Genomic DNA, 16,570 nt, shown 5'->3' on the forward strand with positions numbered 1-16,570 from the left:
AGCGACGCGCGTGCCGCGCGGTCAGGACGTCGCCACTACGAGTGGCTTCGTCGAAGAATCCATTGCGCCTCGCTGCACTTGCGCTCCACATGAATGCTGTCGGTCAAACCTCGATCCTTTGGGTCTCGATGCCCGCAACGCGTCCACCATGGTTGAGGCCGAGAGCAGGAGCACGTGCAACTATTTGATGCGGAGTTTTCGCAGTAGCTTTTTCAGCCTAGGCATCGACGGCATCTTGCGCCTTCTGCACGCTGGCAAGAACCTCATCCAATGCAGGGATCGGCCCGAAAATCATCCCCGTCATCGCGGCATAGTCACGCTGCAAGGCTTCCATCATGGCCGGGGCCGGAAGCAGCGTGAAGCTGCCCGCCTTGGCCGTCTCAAGTCCCAAATCAGGACTTCCGAAGAAAAGGCGCGCGTGGCGAGCGCAATCTTCCGCCAGCGCTTTGTCTGCGAGCCATTGCGGCGCTTCTTCCGTTTGCATCAGGCGATGCACGTCGTAGTAGTGACGCGAGACACGCTGGCCACCATGGCGCAAGACACCCCGGCGCTCGTGCCACTGGTAGAGACCGTGGAGGATCGTGATCTTGTCCCAGAAGGTTCGCTCCGGATTCACGGTCACGACGTTGGAAACCTCCAGCCCCTGGTCTGGAAGGTCATCGTCTACGTAGGGACGCACCGTTGCCGGTGTGTGCGGATCCAGCGCCGATTTCGCGCCGGATTCAATCTTGACCGCTGACCGTATGTAATCGCCCTCACGCGCCGTGACCGCCGGATACCAAAGGAGCAAACTTTGCCCGTCTGCATCGTCCGGGTCTCTCTCAAGCCTGAAACGACCACCCGGAATGCTCGCCGCTGCACGCGCCTGCAATTGAGAAAAGAAGGGGCCGTCGACATAGGCCCGGCAGGCATTGCGGATTTCATCGAGTCGCGCACGGCGCTTCTTGCCGCTCATGGCATCAAGCTGCGCCACGTCTACGTCCTGGTTCAAGTCTTCACGGAACACCGTGATATCGATATCCTCGGAGAAGCGCGAAACCAGGCCGAAGGCTTTCGAGAGCGATGTCCCGCCTTTGAAGAGAAAACGCGGGCCGCCTGGCTCCAGCCCGTTGAAGAGCGCATCGAGCGTCCAGCAAACCCAGAAATCCTTCTCGACGTTCTGGACGGCGGTGCCAAGGCGGGCCGCCGTGCCAAGGAACAGATCGCGGCGCTCTTCGTCGCTGGCGGTGATGACCGCCTGATAGGCCTCGTTCATTTCGCGCCTGCCGGTAGGTCGTGGTGCAGTTTTGGTTTGGCAGGCGTTGACTTGTCGCCTGCTTTGGCATCCGGCGAGAGGTCAAGAAGGGGGCGCAGGTAGTCCTGCATCCAGATCGGGAGCGCGCTGAATCCTTGTATCAGGTCATCGCGGATGGCAGCGCCTTGCTTCTTGTCGATCAGAAGCCTGCCGATTTTTTGCCGGAGAGGGCCGCTGTCCGAAGGCAGCGTGTCTTTCAGCCAGTGCAAGGCTTGCACCAGGCGCATGGCCGGGCGGCCTGCCCAATACAACCGGCTTGGCGCACACAGCCTGAACTCGATCGGCAGATTGTCGAGCTGGATGGCGCGGCGACGGGTGTCGGTGTAGATGATGACGTGAGCAGGGACAGCATCGGTCAGGCCCAGATCGTTCGCAGCAGTCATGCCGTCAACCAGGATGCGCAGATTGTCGCGACGGGCAATCGCGTCAATGATGGCCCGGTAATCCGGAGTCGTCGTGCGCTGGGTGAGCCTGTTCGTGACGGGCTTGTCGTAGAGCCCCCGGTCAATGCGGCGGAGTTGGTCGCGCAGGGTCATGCGCTGCAACGTCTTGTCGATGACATCCCGAGAGCCAAGCTGCGCGAAGTCGGCCGGAACCCAGACATGGCCGGGGCCGGAAGCGTCGATCAGCGATGAGATGCGGGCCGCAATGTCGGACATAACCAACTCCTGTCCGAAAAATATATACATATTTCGGACAAGAGTCAAATTCAAATGTCCGAAACTCACATACATTTTTCGGACATTTCAGGGATGCTTGAACCGTTCGCAACCTCCGCCCGGCGCGTTCCCGCACCGCGGCCATGCTCGGTCATCGTCTCGGCGACGCCGCCGGTGAAGTTTCGAGCACAGGCATTTCCCTGGCCAGAATGAAGTCGAACGCCGCACCCGCATGCCGCGCAGCCGTGAAGATCGCCGTCCGATCGTTCCGCAGCACCTGCAGCCAGCTGTCCAGGTACGCGGCATGCCCTTCGAGGGTCGCGTCGACCAGCCCGCAGTGGCCCATCAGGAAGGCCGAGCCGAGCTCGGCCACCAGTTCCTCGAACGCATAGGCCGCATCCCCGAAACGCGCACCGAACTGCCGATCGAGCCGGCTCGGATGGCCCGTCCAGTGCACCAGCTCGTGCAGCGACGTGGCGCAACGCGCCTCGGCACTCGTGAAGCGATCGGGCCAGGGCAACCGGATCTCGTCGAGCTCGGGCAGGTAGGCCGCCCGGTCGAAGCCATGCCGGATCGTCGCACCGCATCCGGCCAGCAGCCGGAAGGCACCTTCCACCGGCCCGAGCGGCGAAGGCGCGGGTGCGGCGCAATGCTCGAGCACCTCGGCGGGCAGCCCATCGATCTGCGCGACATTGAACACCCAGAACGGCACGCACACCAGGTAGCCGTGGGCCGACGCGGCCTCCGCCCTGCCCTCCCTGCCCTCCCTGCCCTCCTCTTCCTCACCGTCTCGCTCAGCGTTGTCGTGTTCGACCGCGCCACCCTTGCGGGCCCTGCGCTCGAAATGCGCGCACATCACTGCGCGTTCTCCCTTCCTCACCTGCGCGCCCAGGCTGGCCGCCTGCTTGTAGGTCAGCCAGACATTGGCGGCATAGCCCTGCTCGATCGCCGCATCCCAGAGCAGTAGCACATTGGCCCCGTGGTACGGCGCGCCGGTCTTGCCATTGCGCGGCATGCCGCGCGAGGCCGCCCGCGTCCAGCGCGCGCGGAACACGTTGCCGCCCTGCGCGAGCATTGCGATGAGGCGATCCGTGATGACCTGCCGCACGTCGACGTGACTACCGCCGGACCCCATGGCGTTCCTGCCTTTGCCAGCACCTGCTTTGGGTGAGTCCTCGGGGGGTACGGGGGGAACGCCCGTGGCGGTCTGGCTGTTGGCGCTGCGCGCAACGCGCGGACGGGTGAATGAAGTTGCATGCATGGCGAAGCCTTTCTGCGGGGTGTGCCGCGGTGGTTGAACATCTGCTTTCGGAGCCGCCTCGACGCATGAAGAGCGAGCGGAAAGGGCCGATGTCCGGCAACCGCCCGGAGGCCGCAGCCGAGCGGAGGCGAGGAACGGGTGAGGACGGTGGCGCAGCCCGCAGTGCTGGACAGCGGCCCGCGCGAGCTATGCGTCGGTCAAGAGGTGGCCCGGAAAGCAGATCCGCCGCGGCACGCCCCGCACCCAAGGCGCATGCACCCGCCCATCGGCGCGCAGCGGCCGCAGGCCGCAGCAAAACTTCTCTGCAACGCAGAGCAAGCGATCTTTCTCAAGCGGTGGATCGCCATGCGGCAGCGCATGGCCTGGCCAACGTCATCGCGCTCGCGCGACACGCGGACGACGGCGCCCACGATGGTGGACGGCGATGCGCCCGCATGAAGCCAGCAGGATCCGCGCAAGCTCATCGCAATGCACGCAAGAGCCACCGGCGAGGACGGCGGCGCGGCTGAAGAAGCGGCTCTGCGGTTCTTTCTCGCAGAGGAATCCGCGCCCGCTACTTGACCGTGTTGCGCCGAGCCCACTGGTTGAAGAACTCGATCATGATCGAGAACCCGATGGCGGCGTACAGGTAGCCCTTCGGCAGATGGAAGCCCAGGCCTTCGGCGAGAAGGCTCAAGCCACTCATCAACAGGAAGCTCAGGCACGGCACGACCACGGGGGGATGTGCATTGACGAAGCGGGTCAAGGGTTTTGACGCAAGTGACATGATGGCGATGGAGATCACCACGGCTGCCATCATGATGGGAAGGTCGTTCACCATGCCGACTGCGGTGATCACTGCGTCCAGCGAAAAGACCGCATCCAGCACAACGATCTGCGCCACGACCAAAGAGAAGCTCGCGTACAGGGAGTTTGCCGGCCCTTGAGGCGCTTCGTCTACACCCTCGCAACGGCAGAAGGACTTTCGACCGAGAAGCAACTCAGCCCATGCGCTGCGGCGCGTCGTGCTTGTCCTTGTAGATGCGGCGGCTCTGGCGGTTCTCCACGCGATTGACTTGCGATTGCTGATGCGCATCGATGTGTCCGTTGCGGGCCGCGACGCTCTCCTTGTGGTCCACATGCGCCTGACCGCGCTCCAGGCTGCCGACTTGCCGGTTGCTCAGCGAGCCGTTCTGAATTCCGCCTTCGATGCGCTTGTCTTGCGTGATGTTGCGCTGAACATCGGCTTGAAGTCGTTTGGAAGAGCCTGAATCGGGGTTGGCGACCACCCCATTCGCCCTGTCGGCCCAGATGTCGGCGCTGACCTTATTTTGCGCAGCTCGAAGGTGGGCTCGGTCCGCACTGGAGAGTCGCCCGTCCTTGAGATCCTGTGCCTGCATCTTGTCGATCTTGGATTCCTCGTGCTCGAGCTTGCCCGCCTCGCGAACCGTCAGCTGTCCGTTTTGCAAGCCCTGCTCGATGCGTTGCTGCTGGCTCACGTCGCGCTGCACGGTGGATGCCGTCGTTTGGGCAAAGCCTGTGACGCCGGCGCTCACGAAGAGCGCGGCAACGAGAATTCGAATCTTGGTTTTCATGGGTCTTTCCTTGGTTGGCGGCGTAAAAATTTGGGATGTCAGATCGGCGAACTCGCAAGCACCGAACTCAACGGGACAAAGGCCGCGCTGCAATCGACGGGCGTCGACGTGCCGATGATCGTGCTGACGGTGAGGTCGCTGACGCTCGATGGCGAGATCGATGGCGCAAAGCTCACTGCACCGGGGCCGAACACGAAGTGGGTTGCCCCCGGCCCGGTGGGCCCGGTGCTGGGATCGCCATTGCGTCCCCGCCCGAAGGTCGGCTGCGGACCGTCGAAGACCACGTTGTCCAGGGTGATCGACAACGGATTGCGCTGGCCGGCGGCGTTGAAGCCGGCGAATGTCATTTGTCCGCCGCCGTACTTGCGACTGCCAAAAGAGTGAAGCCCGCTCACCTTGATGTTGGTGAAAAGCGGATAGCGCGTGCCCGCATCGGCAGGCCTGTAGTACGAGTCGAAGATCAGCGGCTGCCTGACGTTGCGCATGCAGATGCCGCGATAGGTCACCCCGTCCACCTTGCCGCCGCGCGAAGCGTCCGACTTGATGCGCAGGCCGATGCCGCCGGTGCTGTCGAACCCGTCGATCGCGAGATCGGTCACCACCATGTTGCGCAGTCCGGCGTCTGTTTCGCTGCCGATCGACATGCCGTGGCCATAGTAGAAATGGTTGTCGGTGAATGCGAGGTCTGTCGAGGGCCGCTTGCCGTGGGACTTGACCGCGACGTTGTCGTCGCCAACGCTCACGTACGAATGAGCCAGCAGCACGTGATCCGAGCGGCCGGGATCGAAGCCGTCGGTGTTCTTCACGGTCTCCGGCGTGAAGCAGGTCGCGGGCGTTGTCTTGTCGGGGGTCGAGTCGGCGGGGCAGGCATAGCCCGGCTTCGTGTACTCCAGGCTGGGCGACAGAATCTTGATGCCCCAGGCGGTGATGCCGCTCACATCGCCCGTCACGATGTGAAAGTTCGGCGCATTGAGCACTGCGGCCCGGTACAGCGTGAAGTCGCTGCCCCCCTGAATCTGGATGAGCAAGGGGTTCTGTTGAGACAACTGCTCGGTCTTGTTCTGGAAGGCAACGTCCCACCACGATCGCCTGCCGGCGTTCGCACCGCTCGTCAGTACGCTGCCGCCGCGACCGTCGATGGCACCGTCGCCGACGATGCCGCTGCCCACGGTGGCGGCGGCCAGGATGAAGGGATTGCAGGATCGTCGACGCGAAGCCGTCGCCGTGCCGCAGGTGCCGACGCCGTTGTCATAGTCTCTCGGGTTGCGCGACGCGAAGAGCGTGACGCCGCCGTCGATCCAGAGCTTGACGCCCGACCTGAGCTTCAACGGACCGCTGATGAACCCGGATGCACCCGAAGCGCCGCGGACCAACTTGACCGCTTGGCCCGAAGGGCACGCATCGATCGCACGCTGAATGCGCTGCAAGTCGGGCTGTGAGTTCGACGGATCGCCGTCGGCCATGTCGATCGAGCCGTTGACCGGGGTCATGGCTGCAGTCAAGGTGGCGCAGACAGTGCCGGGCAGCGCAGGCTCGCTGACCGAGCCCCACTGCGTCTGCACAGACTGCGCTGGCGCGGCTTGCGCGCTAGGCACCGCGACACTCCCGCAAGCCGAAATGATCGCGCCGAGAACGATGGCGTGACGCATCGCAACCTTACTCACGGTGCTCTTCCTTCCGATGGGGTTCGGTGTGTTCGCGAGGCGCTGGCCGGGGTTCTGCATGTGCGTGTGGCGGAGCAGCCGGCCGTACTCTTGACGTCGGCTCCTGCTTGAGCGAATGCGAGGTCTCTTGCTCGCTCGCGATACGTTGCGCACTGGCCTGGCGTGCTCGCCCACGCAATTCAGGATCGGCTCGCGGTGGGCGCGGCTCGTCGATCGCAGGCATTGCCTTTTTGGGCGGCTCGGCATTCGGCCTTGCAGGTGCTGCGAGCCGCCCAGGCTCCGCTTGCTTGGCGCTTGCGAATGACAAGGCCGCCTGAGGGCGTGCTTGAGCCTGAGCTGCCGAGACCGGCGGCGTTGGGGTGGGCGCAGCATGCACGGCCTCTGGAGGCCGGGGGGCGGTGGGTTGCTGATGCACTGGCACGAACGCGGCAATCGGCTTCACGCTGGCCGGCACCGGTGCCATGGCGCGCACGACCGGCGGCAGTGCTGCAGCAAGATGCGCGATTGCAGGTACCGCCACCTCGAACGGTCGGCCGCTGGCGGTCGCGCTGGCGGGCGCCACCACTGTCACGGTGCGCGTGTTGTTGATGTTCGTGACGTTGGTGACGTTCGTTGTATTCGACACGTTGTTGATCGTCGTGTTCTGTACCCGCATGCCGACATTGGTGACTGGTGGAGCGCTCACGACGACGGCCGGTGGCGTTCCGATCGGTGCCGGCACGATCAGCCCGAGTCGTGAGCCGGGCGGCGCGGGAACGAACACGCCCTGCGGTCCGATCGGCGCAAGGCCGGCGACCACGCCGACCGTGGCGGCGGCAACCGTGAGGCTCAGGCCCAGCGGCGGCGGAACGAAAGCGATCCCCGGTGGTGACCAATGGCCCGTGATGAAAACCACCGCGCCGTCGCGATGCTCGTAGTAGGGCTGCACCCAACCGTAGCCCGGCTGCGGCGGTGCGGCCCAACGGCCAGCGGCCCATACCCAGTTGCCTTGCCATGTCCAATAGCCGCCGGTCCAGATCGCATCGGCGAATGGCAAGGGCGGTGGCGTTTCCACCAGCATGGGCGGGGGCGCCCACGCCACCGCGATCGGTGGGGGTTGATACAGCGGCGGTTCCACGTACACGCTCACGACGGGTGGCGCGGCGGGGGCAACATGCACCGGTCGAACAGTGGCATAGCGCACTGGGGGCGGTGGCTGAACGACGCAGCCGGCCGTCAGGAACGTCAGGACCGTTCCCGCGAGTTGAACGATGGAGAGAGGGGATCGTTTGCTCATTCAATGTTTCAGGTCGCGTGCATTGCCGCACAGGCAAGACCTAACGGGCGCCAAAAAATCGGCGATGACAGGAATGAGGAGAATTTGTCGCCGTGACGAGTTTTCCTGTTCGAGGCCTGGTATGTCAGGGCGCATTCAGTTTCTCTCGTGCATGCGCCGTTCGCGGATGAAAGGATGGACACCCGAAACCTTCCAAGACGTCCGATTCGATGGATGTTTCTCCTTCAAATGCCAGGGAAACGCTCGAAACGGTTTCCTGGGTCGAGCTCGACGGAGAGGACGTCGTCGTTCTGCAGAATATTCCCAGTGCGCACATCGTTGCCATCAATCTCCCGGTGGGCAGCCGGTTTCCTGCGCTCACTTCGCCCTCCGGGCAGGTGCTGCTATCGAGTGCGCCGGAGCGGCAACTCCTGGAAATGCTCGATGCGCTAGCACCGGAGGTGCGAGCTCGCTTTGGCATGCGCAACCGGGCCGATGTGCTTGCCATCTTCCGAAAGACCGCCGAGCCGAGTGGGTGGCGCCGCCGCCCGCTGTCCGAGGCGCTGTCCGCCGGGCATCGCGCTCAGGCAGGGCGTGCCCAGTTGTGGCTGCGCCGCCGTCAGAGCTCTGGCGCCACCGAGTGGCAGAAGGGTGTTCCCAGGCCACGGCCGACTGCTCGAGGATCTCGGACTCGATCTCCTGGGTTGAGACGGTAGTCCGAGCCGGCATAGCCGTGGTCGGTGACGGCGCGTTCGCGGTGACCGAGATGCTGGGCTAGCGCGAACAAGGCGGAGCCGTCGCGCAGCGCCGCGAAGCGGGCGAAGGTCTTGCGGCCCTGATGCGTCGCGAGCCGCCAAGCCTTGCCCTGATGGTCAGGCAAGCCAAGCCACGCAGCGAAACGCTGCAGCAGCGCGCGCATGCGCATCGCCGATGGAATTCCCAGCGGACCAGGGCACACCAATCTCCGCACCGGCGCGCCCGCCCAGGCCCGGTGCGGCGAGCATGGTGCCGTCGCCACGCTGCTGTACGCAGCCCGCTTCCAAGTGCAGGATCTCGCTCGCCCTGGGCCCCACCAGGTAGGAGATGACGACAAAGCACGCGGCGTAGAGCATGTCGATCAGTTGCGCGAGGTCATCGACTGTCGCAAAGCGTCCGCGTTTCAGAGGCGCTCGGCTCAAGCAGGACCTCAAGAGCTATGCGCGCTTGCTGGTGGACGCCGGCCTCGTGCTCGGCGTGTGCGACTGGGGGTTCTGCGTCTACAGGGAAGAGCACAGCGCTTGCTTGGGCAACGCCATCGGCCCCAACCCGGCGCGGCGTGAGCCCTCGACCTGCGCGCGATGCAGGAACTTCGCCGTGTCCACCCAGCATCGGCCCTATTGGGCCGAACAAGTCCACCGCCACGAGGCGCTACTCAACGAACCGGCGCTGCCGCTGCAGACGCTGCGCATCGTGCGCGAACGTCTCAACGAGGCGCGCTCGCTGATTCGTGTGATCGATGCGGATGCGAACAAGGAGCCCAAGCATGGGTACCAAGCCGACCGGTGATCCTTCCCGCCGATCACCGGCCAATCGGCTCCGCGACGCACTGGCAGAGATGGTCCGACAGCAGGCCTCGGGCAGCGCGCCCCAAGAGCTGACCGCGACAACGCTGTGTCAACTCGCCGGGGTCTCGCGCAACGCGCTGTACCGGTACCACCCTGAAGTGCTGCGTGCACTGCACAAGGTTCAACGGCCGCGCCGTCGCGATCCAGGCCCCGCCAAGCGTGCCGTCCTCGAATTGCGTGGCGAGAACGACGCATTGCGCGAGCAGGTGACCAAACTCGTTGCTCTGGTCGACCACTACTACGCAGCCTGGCAGGAGAACGGTACGCTGCTTGAGCGGCGGGAACGCGAACTTGCCGAACTGCGCCGGAACATCAAACCGCAGGTGACGTCCATCCGGAACTGACCATGCGTATTTTGGATGTTCGTAAACGGGCAATCTGGTGGGACTTGATCTATCGAACCGGTTGGTGCTCCCCGAGCCACTGGCAGTTCTCAATATGCTCTCGTGAATCCGCCGTCGTGAAGGACGTTGAGTCCGGTCATGTGATCGGAGAACGCGGACAGCAATCCTTCGACCGCAGCGGCCACCTCATCGGGTGTGCCATATTTCCTCAGGGGAACGTTCGACGTTTCTTCCGCAAGGCGCTCCTCAACCGTTGTCCCGGCCTTGGCAGCGCGCTTCTGAAGAGAAGCTGTATACCCTGGCGTGAGCGTGCCCCCTAGGGACAGCGTATTCACGTGAATCCCTTGGTCACCCAATGCGAATGCCAGCGTCTTGGCTTCGGCCAGCCAGGCGCAACGAATCACATTGCTTGAAGCGTAGTGGCCCAAGACCTGCGCCGATGAGATTCCAGAGATGATGACGATCTTGGATCTCCTGTCATTTGCAGGATCAGGCCTCATGGTCGCAATTGCCGCCTTGAGCAGCGACAGCGGGCCCACAAAACTGTTCTGAAATATCTCGCGCCACTTGTCGCTGCTTGGGAGAGGGTCGTTCGTTGGCGGATCCTGGGGCGGCATCAAGACTGCTCCGTCCAGGAGCACGTTCCTTGCGGTCAGTTCCTCGGCAAATTTCTTGATCGAGTCATCCCGCGTCATGTCCACGGAGATCCATGAGTAAATGCCGGGACAGGTGTTCGACAGTTCAGCGCAGAGTGACTGAAGTTTGGCGGAATCGCGTGCTGCAAGAACGAGGGAATTTCCAGCTTTCGCCAGCCTGTTGCAGACGGCCAAGCCGATACCACCGGTCGCTCCTGTCACAAGAATCGTTTTGGACATTCCGGGCACATTCCCCTCCTTGCACAAGGCTCAAGCTAGACGCTAGGCGCTCATGTAACCGGTCCGGTTGATCACCTCCGCCGGTACACGTAGACCACCAACAGGGTGACAGACATTCCGCGTTGACACAAGGAAATCAACATAAGGGATGGTTGTGCGCCTTATGTGGCCTGAATCGTTATGTGCCCGAGCCCTCCGCGTGCCTGGGTGGAACAGAGCACATCGCCGTCGCCGGGCACATAACTGCGCCGTCAGGCCCAGCATGACATCTCCCTCAACTTGGAAGACAGGAGATTGTTTATGCTGGAACGCTACTTGCACCGGCCCGTCACCGCAGACCGCATCCGGGCGTTCTGGCTGGGTCCGCAGATCGACCGCTACGTCGGCTGGCTCGAAGCTCGACGGGCATCGAGTGCCTCGGTCTTGCGGCACGTGAGCACGCTGCGCCACTTCAACCAATTCGTCTGCGCCCGCGGCGTCACCTCGTGTGAGCAGGTACCCGCGCATGTGCAGCCGTTCATCGACGAGTGGATGCGCGCCAAGGCTCCAAGCTGCCTCAGTAGGGCGGCGAGTGGCACCGTGCTCGCCAATGCTCAGGTTCCAGTCGAGCAACTGCTCGAGCTCACCGTGCCGGGGTTTGCGAGGGTTCGGCACCGCGTCGCGAAGCTATTCCTGGCGAGCGTGCCAGGCTTCTTCGCGTACCTGTGCGACAAGAAGGGACTGCGGCCCGGGACCTGCGATGGCCATGCCGTCGAACTGCGCAAGTTCGAAGCGTTTCTCCAACAAGGCGCCGTCGGTCTGCCCGACCTCTCGCCGTCGCTGCTGGGCAGCTACGTCGCCGAACGCGCGAAGTCGCTTGCCCCACCAGCCTTCATGACTGCACCGGCGCCTTGCGCGTCTTCCTGCGCTACCTGCATCGGGAGAACATCACCCCGGCCGACATCACCCGTGCACTGCCTCGAGGGCGCCTTGCGCTGCTGGCCGGGCTCGGCCTGCGTATCGGTGAGGTCGCGCGCTTGCAGTGCGGCGATGTCGATCTGGAACGTGAGGCATTGCAGATCCGCGACACCAAGTTCGGCAAAAGCCGCCTGGTGCCTTTCGGCCCGAAGCTGTCGGCACGGTTGCACGGCCTCGCCCTGTCGGCCAGAAGGCGACCTTCGATCGATCGGAACATAGCTGACGGTCAGCCATCTCTCCAACCGCCGACTTGGCGCTTAACCCAACCAGACCTTGATCCGCTGCGCCAACGCCTCCCGGCTGATCCCGTACCGGTCGTGCAGCGTCGGCAGCGCACCGGCATCGAGATAGGTGTCGGGGAGCCCCGCCAGTTGGAAGCTCGCAGGCTGCACACGATTCCGGAGCAGCGCACTCGCCACTGCCTCGCCCAGTCCGCCAATGACGGAATGATTTTCCGCGACGACGACCAGTCGATTCTTGTACTTGACGGCATCGATGATTGCAGCCTCGTCCAAAGGCTTGATCGTCGGGCAGTGCAACACGGCCACGCCGATGTTGTCGGCCTGGAGTGACTGCGCGACTTCCAGCGCGCGCATCGTCATGAAGCCGCTGGAGACCACCAGCACTTCGTTGCCCTCACGCAGCACCTTGGCCTTGCCCAGTTCGAATTTGTAGTCGTATTCGTCCAGCACCAGCGGCACGTTGCCACGCGCCAGGCGCAAGTAGACCGGGCCCTTGTGCGCAGCGATCTGCGGCACCGCCTGTTCCAGGTCCAGCGCGTCGCAGGGGTCGACGATGGTCATGCCGGGAATGCCGCGCATCATCGCGATGTCCTCGGTCGCCTGGTGGCTGGGCCCGTAGCCGGTGGTCAGACCCGGCAGCGCGCAGCAGATCTTGACGTTCAGGTTCTCCTCGGCGATCACCTGGTGGATAAAGTCGTAGGCGCGCCGCGTGCCGAACACGGCATAAGTCGTCGCAAACGGGATCAAGCCTTCCTTGGCCATGCCGCCAGCAGCGGCCATCAGCAATTGCTCGGCCATGCCCATCTGGTAGAAGCGTTCTGGGTAGGCTTGGGCAAACAGGTGCAGGTCGGTGTACTTGGCCAGGTCGGCCGTCATGCCGACGATCTCGGGCCGGTTGGCGGCCAGTTCGACCAGGGCCTTGCCGAACGGCGCGGCCTTCACGCGCTGCCCTTCGGCGGCAATGGAGGCGATCATGGCCGACGTGGTGAGGCGCGGCTTCTTCTCGGGAACTGTCGCGGTAACGGGGGCGTTCATGCCAATGCTCCTTCAGCTTGCTGGGTTGACCAGTCGTTGTCCAGGATCTGGAGGGCCTGCTGCCACTCCGGCGGATCGACTCGGATGAAGTGGTTCTTCTCGCGTTTCTCCAGGAAGGGCACGCCCTTGCCCATCAGCGTGTCGAACAGGATCACGCGCGGCTTGCTTTCGGTGAGGGCACGTGCGGCGTCGAAGGCTTTCAGCACAGCCGGCAACTCATTGCCGTCGACGCGCTGGACGTGCCAACCGAACGATGCCCACTTGTCGGTCAGCGGCTCGAAGCCCATCACTTTCGACGACTGGCCGTCGGCCTGCTGGTTGTTGATGTCGACCAGGCAGATTAGATTGCCGAGACCGTGGTGTGCCGCGCCCATCGCCGCCTCCCAGGTCGAGCCTTCATCCAGTTCGCCATCGGACATCGAGTTGTAGACGAAGGCCGGGTTCTTCTTCTGCCTCAGCCCCAGCGCCATACCCACCGCGATCGGCAGGCCGTGGCCCAGCGAGCCGCCGGAGATCTCCATGCCCGGCGTGTAGGTCGCCATCCCGGACATCGGCAGGCGGCTGTCGTCGCTGCCGTAGGTCTCGAGTTCGCTCTCGGGAATGATGCCGGTCTCGATCAGTGCGGCGTAGAAGGCAATCGCGTAGTGGCCGTGTGACAGCAGGAAGCGGTCACGGCCCTCCCACTCGGGTTCATCAGGGCGCAGGTTCAGCGCGTGGCTATAGGCCACCGCCAGCACGTCGGCCCAGCCGAGAGCCTGTCCGATGTAGCCCTGGCCTTGCACTTCGCCCATCCGAAGCGCGTAGCGCCGGATACGGTAAGCCGATTGCTTCAGTTCCTTTAGCCCGGCGAGTTCAGCCGGCGCAGCGATCGTCGTACTCATGGGAATCTCCTTGGGGAAAGTTGAAAGGTGGGTCAGCGTAGGATGCTGGCTGGCACATAGGACACGAGTGCCAGGACGCCGAACGCGACCAGGTAGAACGGTCCGAGTTCGCGCACTGTCTGGCCGACCTTGACCTTGGCCAGCGCACTGGTGATGAACAGCGTGGTTCCGACTGGCGGCGTGTACAGGCCAATTGCGAGGTTCACGACCATCATGATTCCGAGCTGCGTCATGTCCATGCCGATGCTCTGGGCCATCGGGACGAAGACGGGCGTCAGCAGCAGCACGGCAGCCGGCAGGTCGATGAACATGCCAAGGAACAGCATCAGCAGGTTCATCAACAGGATCACTAGCCACTTGCTGTGCACGTTGGACTGGACCCATTGCGCGATGCCCTGCGGCATCTGATCGAAGGTCAACAGCCAGCCGATCGCGGCTGAGGTCATGATGACCAGCAGCACGACGCCAGTGGCCAGGCCAGCCTGCACGACCGCGTGGTGCAAGCGCTGGAGACTCAGGTCTCGGTAGATGAGCATCGACACCACGCCGGCGTAAAGGGTCGACAGCACCGCCACCTCGGTCGGCGTGGCAATGCCGAAGCGCAGGAATATGATGATCAGCACCGGCAGCACCACGGCCGGGGCGGCGTACAACAGGTGCTTGCGGAACGCGGCGCCGTCGAAGGGCGTGGTGTCGCGCGGAAAGTTGCGACGCCTTCCGACCCACCAGCATGCCGCCATGAAGCCACCGCACATCAGAATGCCTGGCATCACGCCGGCCACGAACAGCTCGGCGATCGACGCGTTCGAACTCAGCGCGAACAGGATCATCGGGATCGACGGCGGGATCAGGATGTCGATCGTTGCCGCCGCAGCCAAGGTCGCCGCCGAGAACGCGGCCGGGTAGCCGAGCCGCTTGTGCCAGGGAATCAGCAGCGAACCGATCGCCGAGGCATCGGCCACCGCCGAGCCGGAGACGCCGCCGAACAAGGTCGACGACAGCACGCCGACCTGGGCCGGGCCACCGTGGAAGCGGCCGATCAGCGCAGACAACACGCCCACCAGCGCCTGGCCGAGCTTGCCGCCCATCATCAACGAGCCGGTCAACATGAAGAACGGAATCGCGATCAAGGGGAAGCTCTGCACCTGCGCCACCATCTGCTGCACGAGCAGATCCAGGGGCACGCGGTCCGAGGTCGCGGCAGCGGCCATTGCGGCAAGCAGCAGCGCATGGGCGATCGGCATGGCGGCCACCGCTGCACCGAGAAAGACAAGCAGGATGAGTGCACTCATGGTGTTCTCCAGTTAATTCGGGGGCTACCAGTGCGCCGTCGGCACTTGGGGTTCGGCGTCGTGTGCAGGCTCAGGCTGGGTGCGCGAGGCCTGCCAGGCGGACTGCAGCGCCAGCAGTGCGAGCAGGGCCATGCCCACCATCACGCAGCTGTAGGTCAGCGAACCAGGAACTTGCAGGATCGGAGACTTTTCGTCGTGCACGACATCGAGCATGCGAAAAGTCGCCCAGGCCAACGTGCCGTACAGCCCTGCGACGACCAGCCAGCTCAGCACGCTGACCACGCGCCGCGCCGCGGCGGGTATGGCCTCCATCAGGAAGGTGGTCGCGATGTGTGCGCTGTGGACGGCAGCCAGCACCACGCCGGCCATCACCATCCACGGAAACAGCAACTCCGGCACCTCGTTCGCCCACTGCAGGCTGGACCCTCTGGCATACCGAAGCACGGTGTTGGCCACCAGGATCACGAAGATCGCGACCGTGCTGAGCCACAGCACCACCTGACACAGGCCCACCACGCCGCGTTCGACCGCGTTGCGTTCGACAACATTCATGAAAGTCTCCTCAGTGCGGATCCGAGGGCGCCGGTGGCGCCGTGAAGCCGCTCAAACCAGGGTTATTTGGAGCGTGCTGCCGCGATTACCTTCTTGACGTACGGGCCGATGGGAGTAGCCAGCCACTTGTCGTCGACCGGTGCGGTGGCCTTCTCGAAGGCGACCTTGTCGACCGTGGTGACCTGCACGCCCTTGGCCTTGAGTTCAGCCAGCAACTTGTCGTCCGACTCTTGCGACAGCTTGCGTTGCAGCGCCGTGGCTTCGGCAGCTGCTTCGATGACGGCCTTTCTGTCGGCTTCCGACAGCCGGTCCCAGCTGCGCTTGCCCATCAGGAAGGGCGTCATCTGGAACATGTGGCTGGTCAGCGCCAGGTGCTTCTGTACCTCGTAGAGCTTGCTGGCGTGGATGTTCACCAGCGGGTTCTCCTGGCCATCAACCACGCCTTGCTGCAGGGCCACGTAGAGCTCGGCGAACTTGATCTGCTGGGCCTCGGCGCCGAGCGACTGCATGATGTCTACCAACACCGTGTCGGGCGGGGTGCGCATCTTCAGGCCCTTCATGTCCTCGACCTTGGTGATCGGGCGCTTGCTGTTGGTCATGTGGCGGATGCCGTTGTCCCAATAGCCGAGCAGGATCAGGCCCTTTTCAGCGGACTTGTCGGAGAGTTCCTTGCCGAGCGGACCGTCCAGCACCTTGAAGGCCTGGGCGGCACTGGAGAACAGGAACGGCATGCCGAACGCGGCGTACTCGGGCACGGCGTTGGCGACCGCGCCTTGCGAGTTGGCCGACATGTCCAGCGCGCCGGTTCGCATTGCCGTCACCATGGCCGCGTCGTCGCCAAGCTGAGCCGACGGCGCGACCTGCACTTCGATGCGGCCGCCGGACTTTGCCTTGACCACCTCGGCGAACTTCACCGCGGCTTCGTGGCGTGGGTTGCCTGGGGCGGCGCCATGGCCGAGCGTCAGCTTGACGGCCTGCGCTTGTGCGGCGAGCGGGAACATAAGGCTGCCGGCCGCCAGGGCCAGCAGGGTGTGGGTGAATGTCTTGCGTTGCATGGTCTTTTGTCTCCAGGTGTGTTGTG

17 protein-coding genes and 3 pseudogenes are annotated in these 16,570 nt (G+C 64.0%); 5 read left to right on the forward strand and 15 right to left on the reverse strand.

Annotated elements, in window-relative coordinates; genetic code table 11:
* Positions 1-217: 217 nt before the first annotated feature.
* From ACSFA8_RS22845 to ACSFA8_RS22855, 3 genes are all read right to left on the reverse strand, one after another.
* Positions 218-1,255, reverse strand: coding sequence for a nucleotidyl transferase AbiEii/AbiGii toxin family protein (locus ACSFA8_RS22845; protein WP_435481773.1), 1,038 nt, complete (start codon positions 1,253-1,255; stop codon positions 218-220).
* Positions 1,252-1,953: a DUF6088 family protein gene (locus tag ACSFA8_RS22850; protein WP_435481774.1), complete on the reverse strand. Its 702-nt coding sequence runs from the start codon at positions 1,951-1,953 to the stop codon at positions 1,252-1,254. The genes ACSFA8_RS22845 and ACSFA8_RS22850 overlap by 4 nt, the downstream gene beginning before the upstream one ends.
* 151 nt (positions 1,954-2,104) lie before the next feature.
* Positions 2,105-3,088, reverse strand: a complete 984-nt coding sequence (locus tag ACSFA8_RS22855; RefSeq protein WP_435481775.1) for an ArdC family protein — start codon at positions 3,086-3,088, stop codon at positions 2,105-2,107.
* Positions 3,089-3,466: 378 nt separating this feature from the next.
* On the opposite strand from ACSFA8_RS22855, the gene ACSFA8_RS22860 reads away from it, so the two are divergent.
* Positions 3,467-3,652, forward strand: a complete 186-nt coding sequence (locus tag ACSFA8_RS22860) for a hypothetical protein (RefSeq protein ID WP_435481776.1) — start codon at positions 3,467-3,469, stop codon at positions 3,650-3,652.
* Positions 3,653-3,770: 118 nt separating this feature from the next.
* On the opposite strand, the pseudogene ACSFA8_RS22865 reads toward ACSFA8_RS22860, so the two are convergent.
* The 6 genes and pseudogenes from ACSFA8_RS22865 to ACSFA8_RS22895 all read right to left on the reverse strand — a co-directional run.
* Positions 3,771-4,118, reverse strand: a pseudogene (locus ACSFA8_RS22865) (TerC family protein); the annotation flags it as partial.
* A 76-nt stretch (positions 4,119-4,194) separates the two neighbouring features.
* Positions 4,195-4,881, reverse strand: coding sequence for a hypothetical protein (locus ACSFA8_RS22870; RefSeq protein ID WP_435481777.1), 687 nt, complete (start codon positions 4,879-4,881; stop codon positions 4,195-4,197).
* On the reverse strand, positions 4,827-6,452 hold the full coding sequence (locus tag ACSFA8_RS22875; RefSeq protein WP_435481778.1) for a glycoside hydrolase family 28 protein: 1,626 nt from the start codon (positions 6,450-6,452) through the stop codon (positions 4,827-4,829). Before ACSFA8_RS22875 ends, ACSFA8_RS22870 begins: the two co-directional genes overlap by 55 nt.
* A complete protein-coding gene (locus ACSFA8_RS22880) occupies positions 6,445-7,728 on the reverse strand; it encodes a hypothetical protein (RefSeq protein WP_435481779.1) in 1,284 nt (427 codons plus the stop codon). Before ACSFA8_RS22880 ends, ACSFA8_RS22875 begins: the two co-directional genes overlap by 8 nt.
* Before the next feature lie 598 nt (positions 7,729-8,326).
* Positions 8,327-8,626: a site-specific integrase gene (locus ACSFA8_RS22890; RefSeq protein ID WP_435481834.1), complete on the reverse strand. Its 300-nt coding sequence runs from the start codon at positions 8,624-8,626 to the stop codon at positions 8,327-8,329.
* Positions 8,580-8,819, reverse strand: coding sequence for a hypothetical protein (locus ACSFA8_RS22895; protein ID WP_475544491.1), 240 nt, complete (start codon positions 8,817-8,819; stop codon positions 8,580-8,582). Before ACSFA8_RS22895 ends, ACSFA8_RS22890 begins: the two co-directional genes overlap by 47 nt.
* A 91-nt stretch (positions 8,820-8,910) precedes the next feature.
* Here ACSFA8_RS22895 and ACSFA8_RS22900 point away from each other — a divergent pair, with 91 nt between their 5' ends.
* Together ACSFA8_RS22900 and ACSFA8_RS22905 are read left to right on the forward strand one after the other, a co-directional pair.
* A complete protein-coding gene (locus tag ACSFA8_RS22900; protein ID WP_435481782.1) occupies positions 8,911-9,252 on the forward strand; it encodes a hypothetical protein in 342 nt (113 codons plus the stop codon).
* Entirely contained in the window at positions 9,230-9,655 is a 426-nt protein-coding gene (locus ACSFA8_RS22905) for a hypothetical protein (protein WP_435481783.1), read from the forward strand. Before ACSFA8_RS22900 ends, ACSFA8_RS22905 begins: the two co-directional genes overlap by 23 nt.
* A gap of 89 nt (positions 9,656-9,744) precedes the next feature.
* Here ACSFA8_RS22905 and ACSFA8_RS22910 read toward each other — a convergent pair whose 3' ends face one another.
* The gene (locus ACSFA8_RS22910; RefSeq protein WP_435481784.1) at positions 9,745-10,530 is read right to left on the reverse strand and encodes an SDR family oxidoreductase; all 786 of its coding nucleotides are present in this window, start codon (positions 10,528-10,530) and stop codon (positions 9,745-9,747) included.
* 531 nt (positions 10,531-11,061) lie between these two features.
* Here ACSFA8_RS22910 and ACSFA8_RS22915 point away from each other — a divergent pair.
* Together ACSFA8_RS22915 and ACSFA8_RS22920 are read left to right on the forward strand one after the other, a co-directional pair.
* Positions 11,062-11,370 (forward strand): annotated as a pseudogene (locus ACSFA8_RS22915) (hypothetical protein); the annotation flags it as partial.
* 176 nt (positions 11,371-11,546) lie between these two features.
* A pseudogene (locus ACSFA8_RS22920) lies at positions 11,547-11,594 on the forward strand (hypothetical protein); the annotation flags it as partial.
* Between the two features lie 150 nt (positions 11,595-11,744).
* On the opposite strand, the gene ACSFA8_RS22925 reads toward ACSFA8_RS22920, so the two are convergent.
* The 5 genes from ACSFA8_RS22925 to ACSFA8_RS22945 all read right to left on the reverse strand — a co-directional run bounded on the left by ACSFA8_RS22925 (position 11,745) and on the right by ACSFA8_RS22945 (position 16,544).
* Positions 11,745-12,764, reverse strand: a complete 1,020-nt coding sequence (locus tag ACSFA8_RS22925; protein WP_435481785.1) for a transketolase family protein — start codon at positions 12,762-12,764, stop codon at positions 11,745-11,747.
* Positions 12,761-13,645, reverse strand: a complete 885-nt coding sequence (locus ACSFA8_RS22930) for a transketolase (RefSeq protein WP_435481786.1) — start codon at positions 13,643-13,645, stop codon at positions 12,761-12,763. The genes ACSFA8_RS22925 and ACSFA8_RS22930 overlap by 4 nt, the downstream gene beginning before the upstream one ends.
* 32 nt (positions 13,646-13,677) lie before the next feature.
* Positions 13,678-14,937 carry a TRAP transporter large permease gene (locus tag ACSFA8_RS22935; RefSeq protein WP_435481787.1) on the reverse strand — a complete coding sequence of 420 codons (1,260 nt, stop codon included), beginning with the start codon at positions 14,935-14,937 and terminating at the stop codon, positions 13,678-13,680.
* Positions 14,938-14,961: 24 nt separating this feature from the next.
* Positions 14,962-15,489, reverse strand: coding sequence for a TRAP transporter small permease (locus ACSFA8_RS22940; RefSeq protein ID WP_435481788.1), 528 nt, complete (start codon positions 15,487-15,489; stop codon positions 14,962-14,964).
* A 62-nt stretch (positions 15,490-15,551) separates the two neighbouring features.
* Positions 15,552-16,544, reverse strand: coding sequence for a TRAP transporter substrate-binding protein (locus ACSFA8_RS22945; RefSeq protein ID WP_435481789.1), 993 nt, complete (start codon positions 16,542-16,544; stop codon positions 15,552-15,554).
* Between the last annotated feature and the right edge of the window lie 26 nt (positions 16,545-16,570).

The sequence above is a fragment of the Variovorax nitratireducens genome (genome assembly GCF_051216545.1).
In the GTDB taxonomy this organism is placed as follows: Bacteria; Pseudomonadota; Gammaproteobacteria; order Burkholderiales; family Burkholderiaceae_C; genus Variovorax.

Bases quoted from the DNA above. Each gene is read 5' to 3' on its own strand.
- ACSFA8_RS22845 (WP_435481773.1), bottom strand. From the start codon at position 1,255: ATGAACGAGGCCTATCAGGCGGTCATCACCGCCAGCGACGAAGAGCGC.
- ACSFA8_RS22850 (WP_435481774.1), bottom strand. From the start codon at position 1,953: ATGTCCGACATTGCGGCCCGCATCTCATCGCTGATCGACGCTTCCGGC.
- ACSFA8_RS22855 (WP_435481775.1), bottom strand. From the start codon at position 3,088: ATGGGGTCCGGCGGTAGTCACGTCGACGTGCGGCAGGTCATCACGGAT.
- ACSFA8_RS22860 (WP_435481776.1), top strand. From the start codon at position 3,467: ATGCACCCGCCCATCGGCGCGCAGCGGCCGCAGGCCGCAGCAAAACTT.
- ACSFA8_RS22880 (WP_435481779.1), bottom strand. From the start codon at position 7,728: ATGAGCAAACGATCCCCTCTCTCCATCGTTCAACTCGCGGGAACGGTC.
- ACSFA8_RS22890 (WP_435481834.1), bottom strand. From the start codon at position 8,626: ATGCGCGCGCTGCTGCAGCGTTTCGCTGCGTGGCTTGGCTTGCCTGAC.
- ACSFA8_RS22895 (WP_475544491.1), bottom strand. From the start codon at position 8,819: ATGCTCTACGCCGCGTGCTTTGTCGTCATCTCCTACCTGGTGGGGCCC.
- ACSFA8_RS22905 (WP_435481783.1), top strand. From the start codon at position 9,230: ATGGGTACCAAGCCGACCGGTGATCCTTCCCGCCGATCACCGGCCAAT.
- ACSFA8_RS22910 (WP_435481784.1), bottom strand. From the start codon at position 10,530: ATGTCCAAAACGATTCTTGTGACAGGAGCGACCGGTGGTATCGGCTTG.
- ACSFA8_RS22925 (WP_435481785.1), bottom strand. From the start codon at position 12,764: ATGAACGCCCCCGTTACCGCGACAGTTCCCGAGAAGAAGCCGCGCCTC.
- ACSFA8_RS22930 (WP_435481786.1), bottom strand. From the start codon at position 13,645: ATGAGTACGACGATCGCTGCGCCGGCTGAACTCGCCGGGCTAAAGGAA.
- ACSFA8_RS22935 (WP_435481787.1), bottom strand. From the start codon at position 14,937: ATGAGTGCACTCATCCTGCTTGTCTTTCTCGGTGCAGCGGTGGCCGCC.
- ACSFA8_RS22940 (WP_435481788.1), bottom strand. From the start codon at position 15,489: ATGAATGTTGTCGAACGCAACGCGGTCGAACGCGGCGTGGTGGGCCTG.
- ACSFA8_RS22945 (WP_435481789.1), bottom strand. From the start codon at position 16,544: ATGCAACGCAAGACATTCACCCACACCCTGCTGGCCCTGGCGGCCGGC.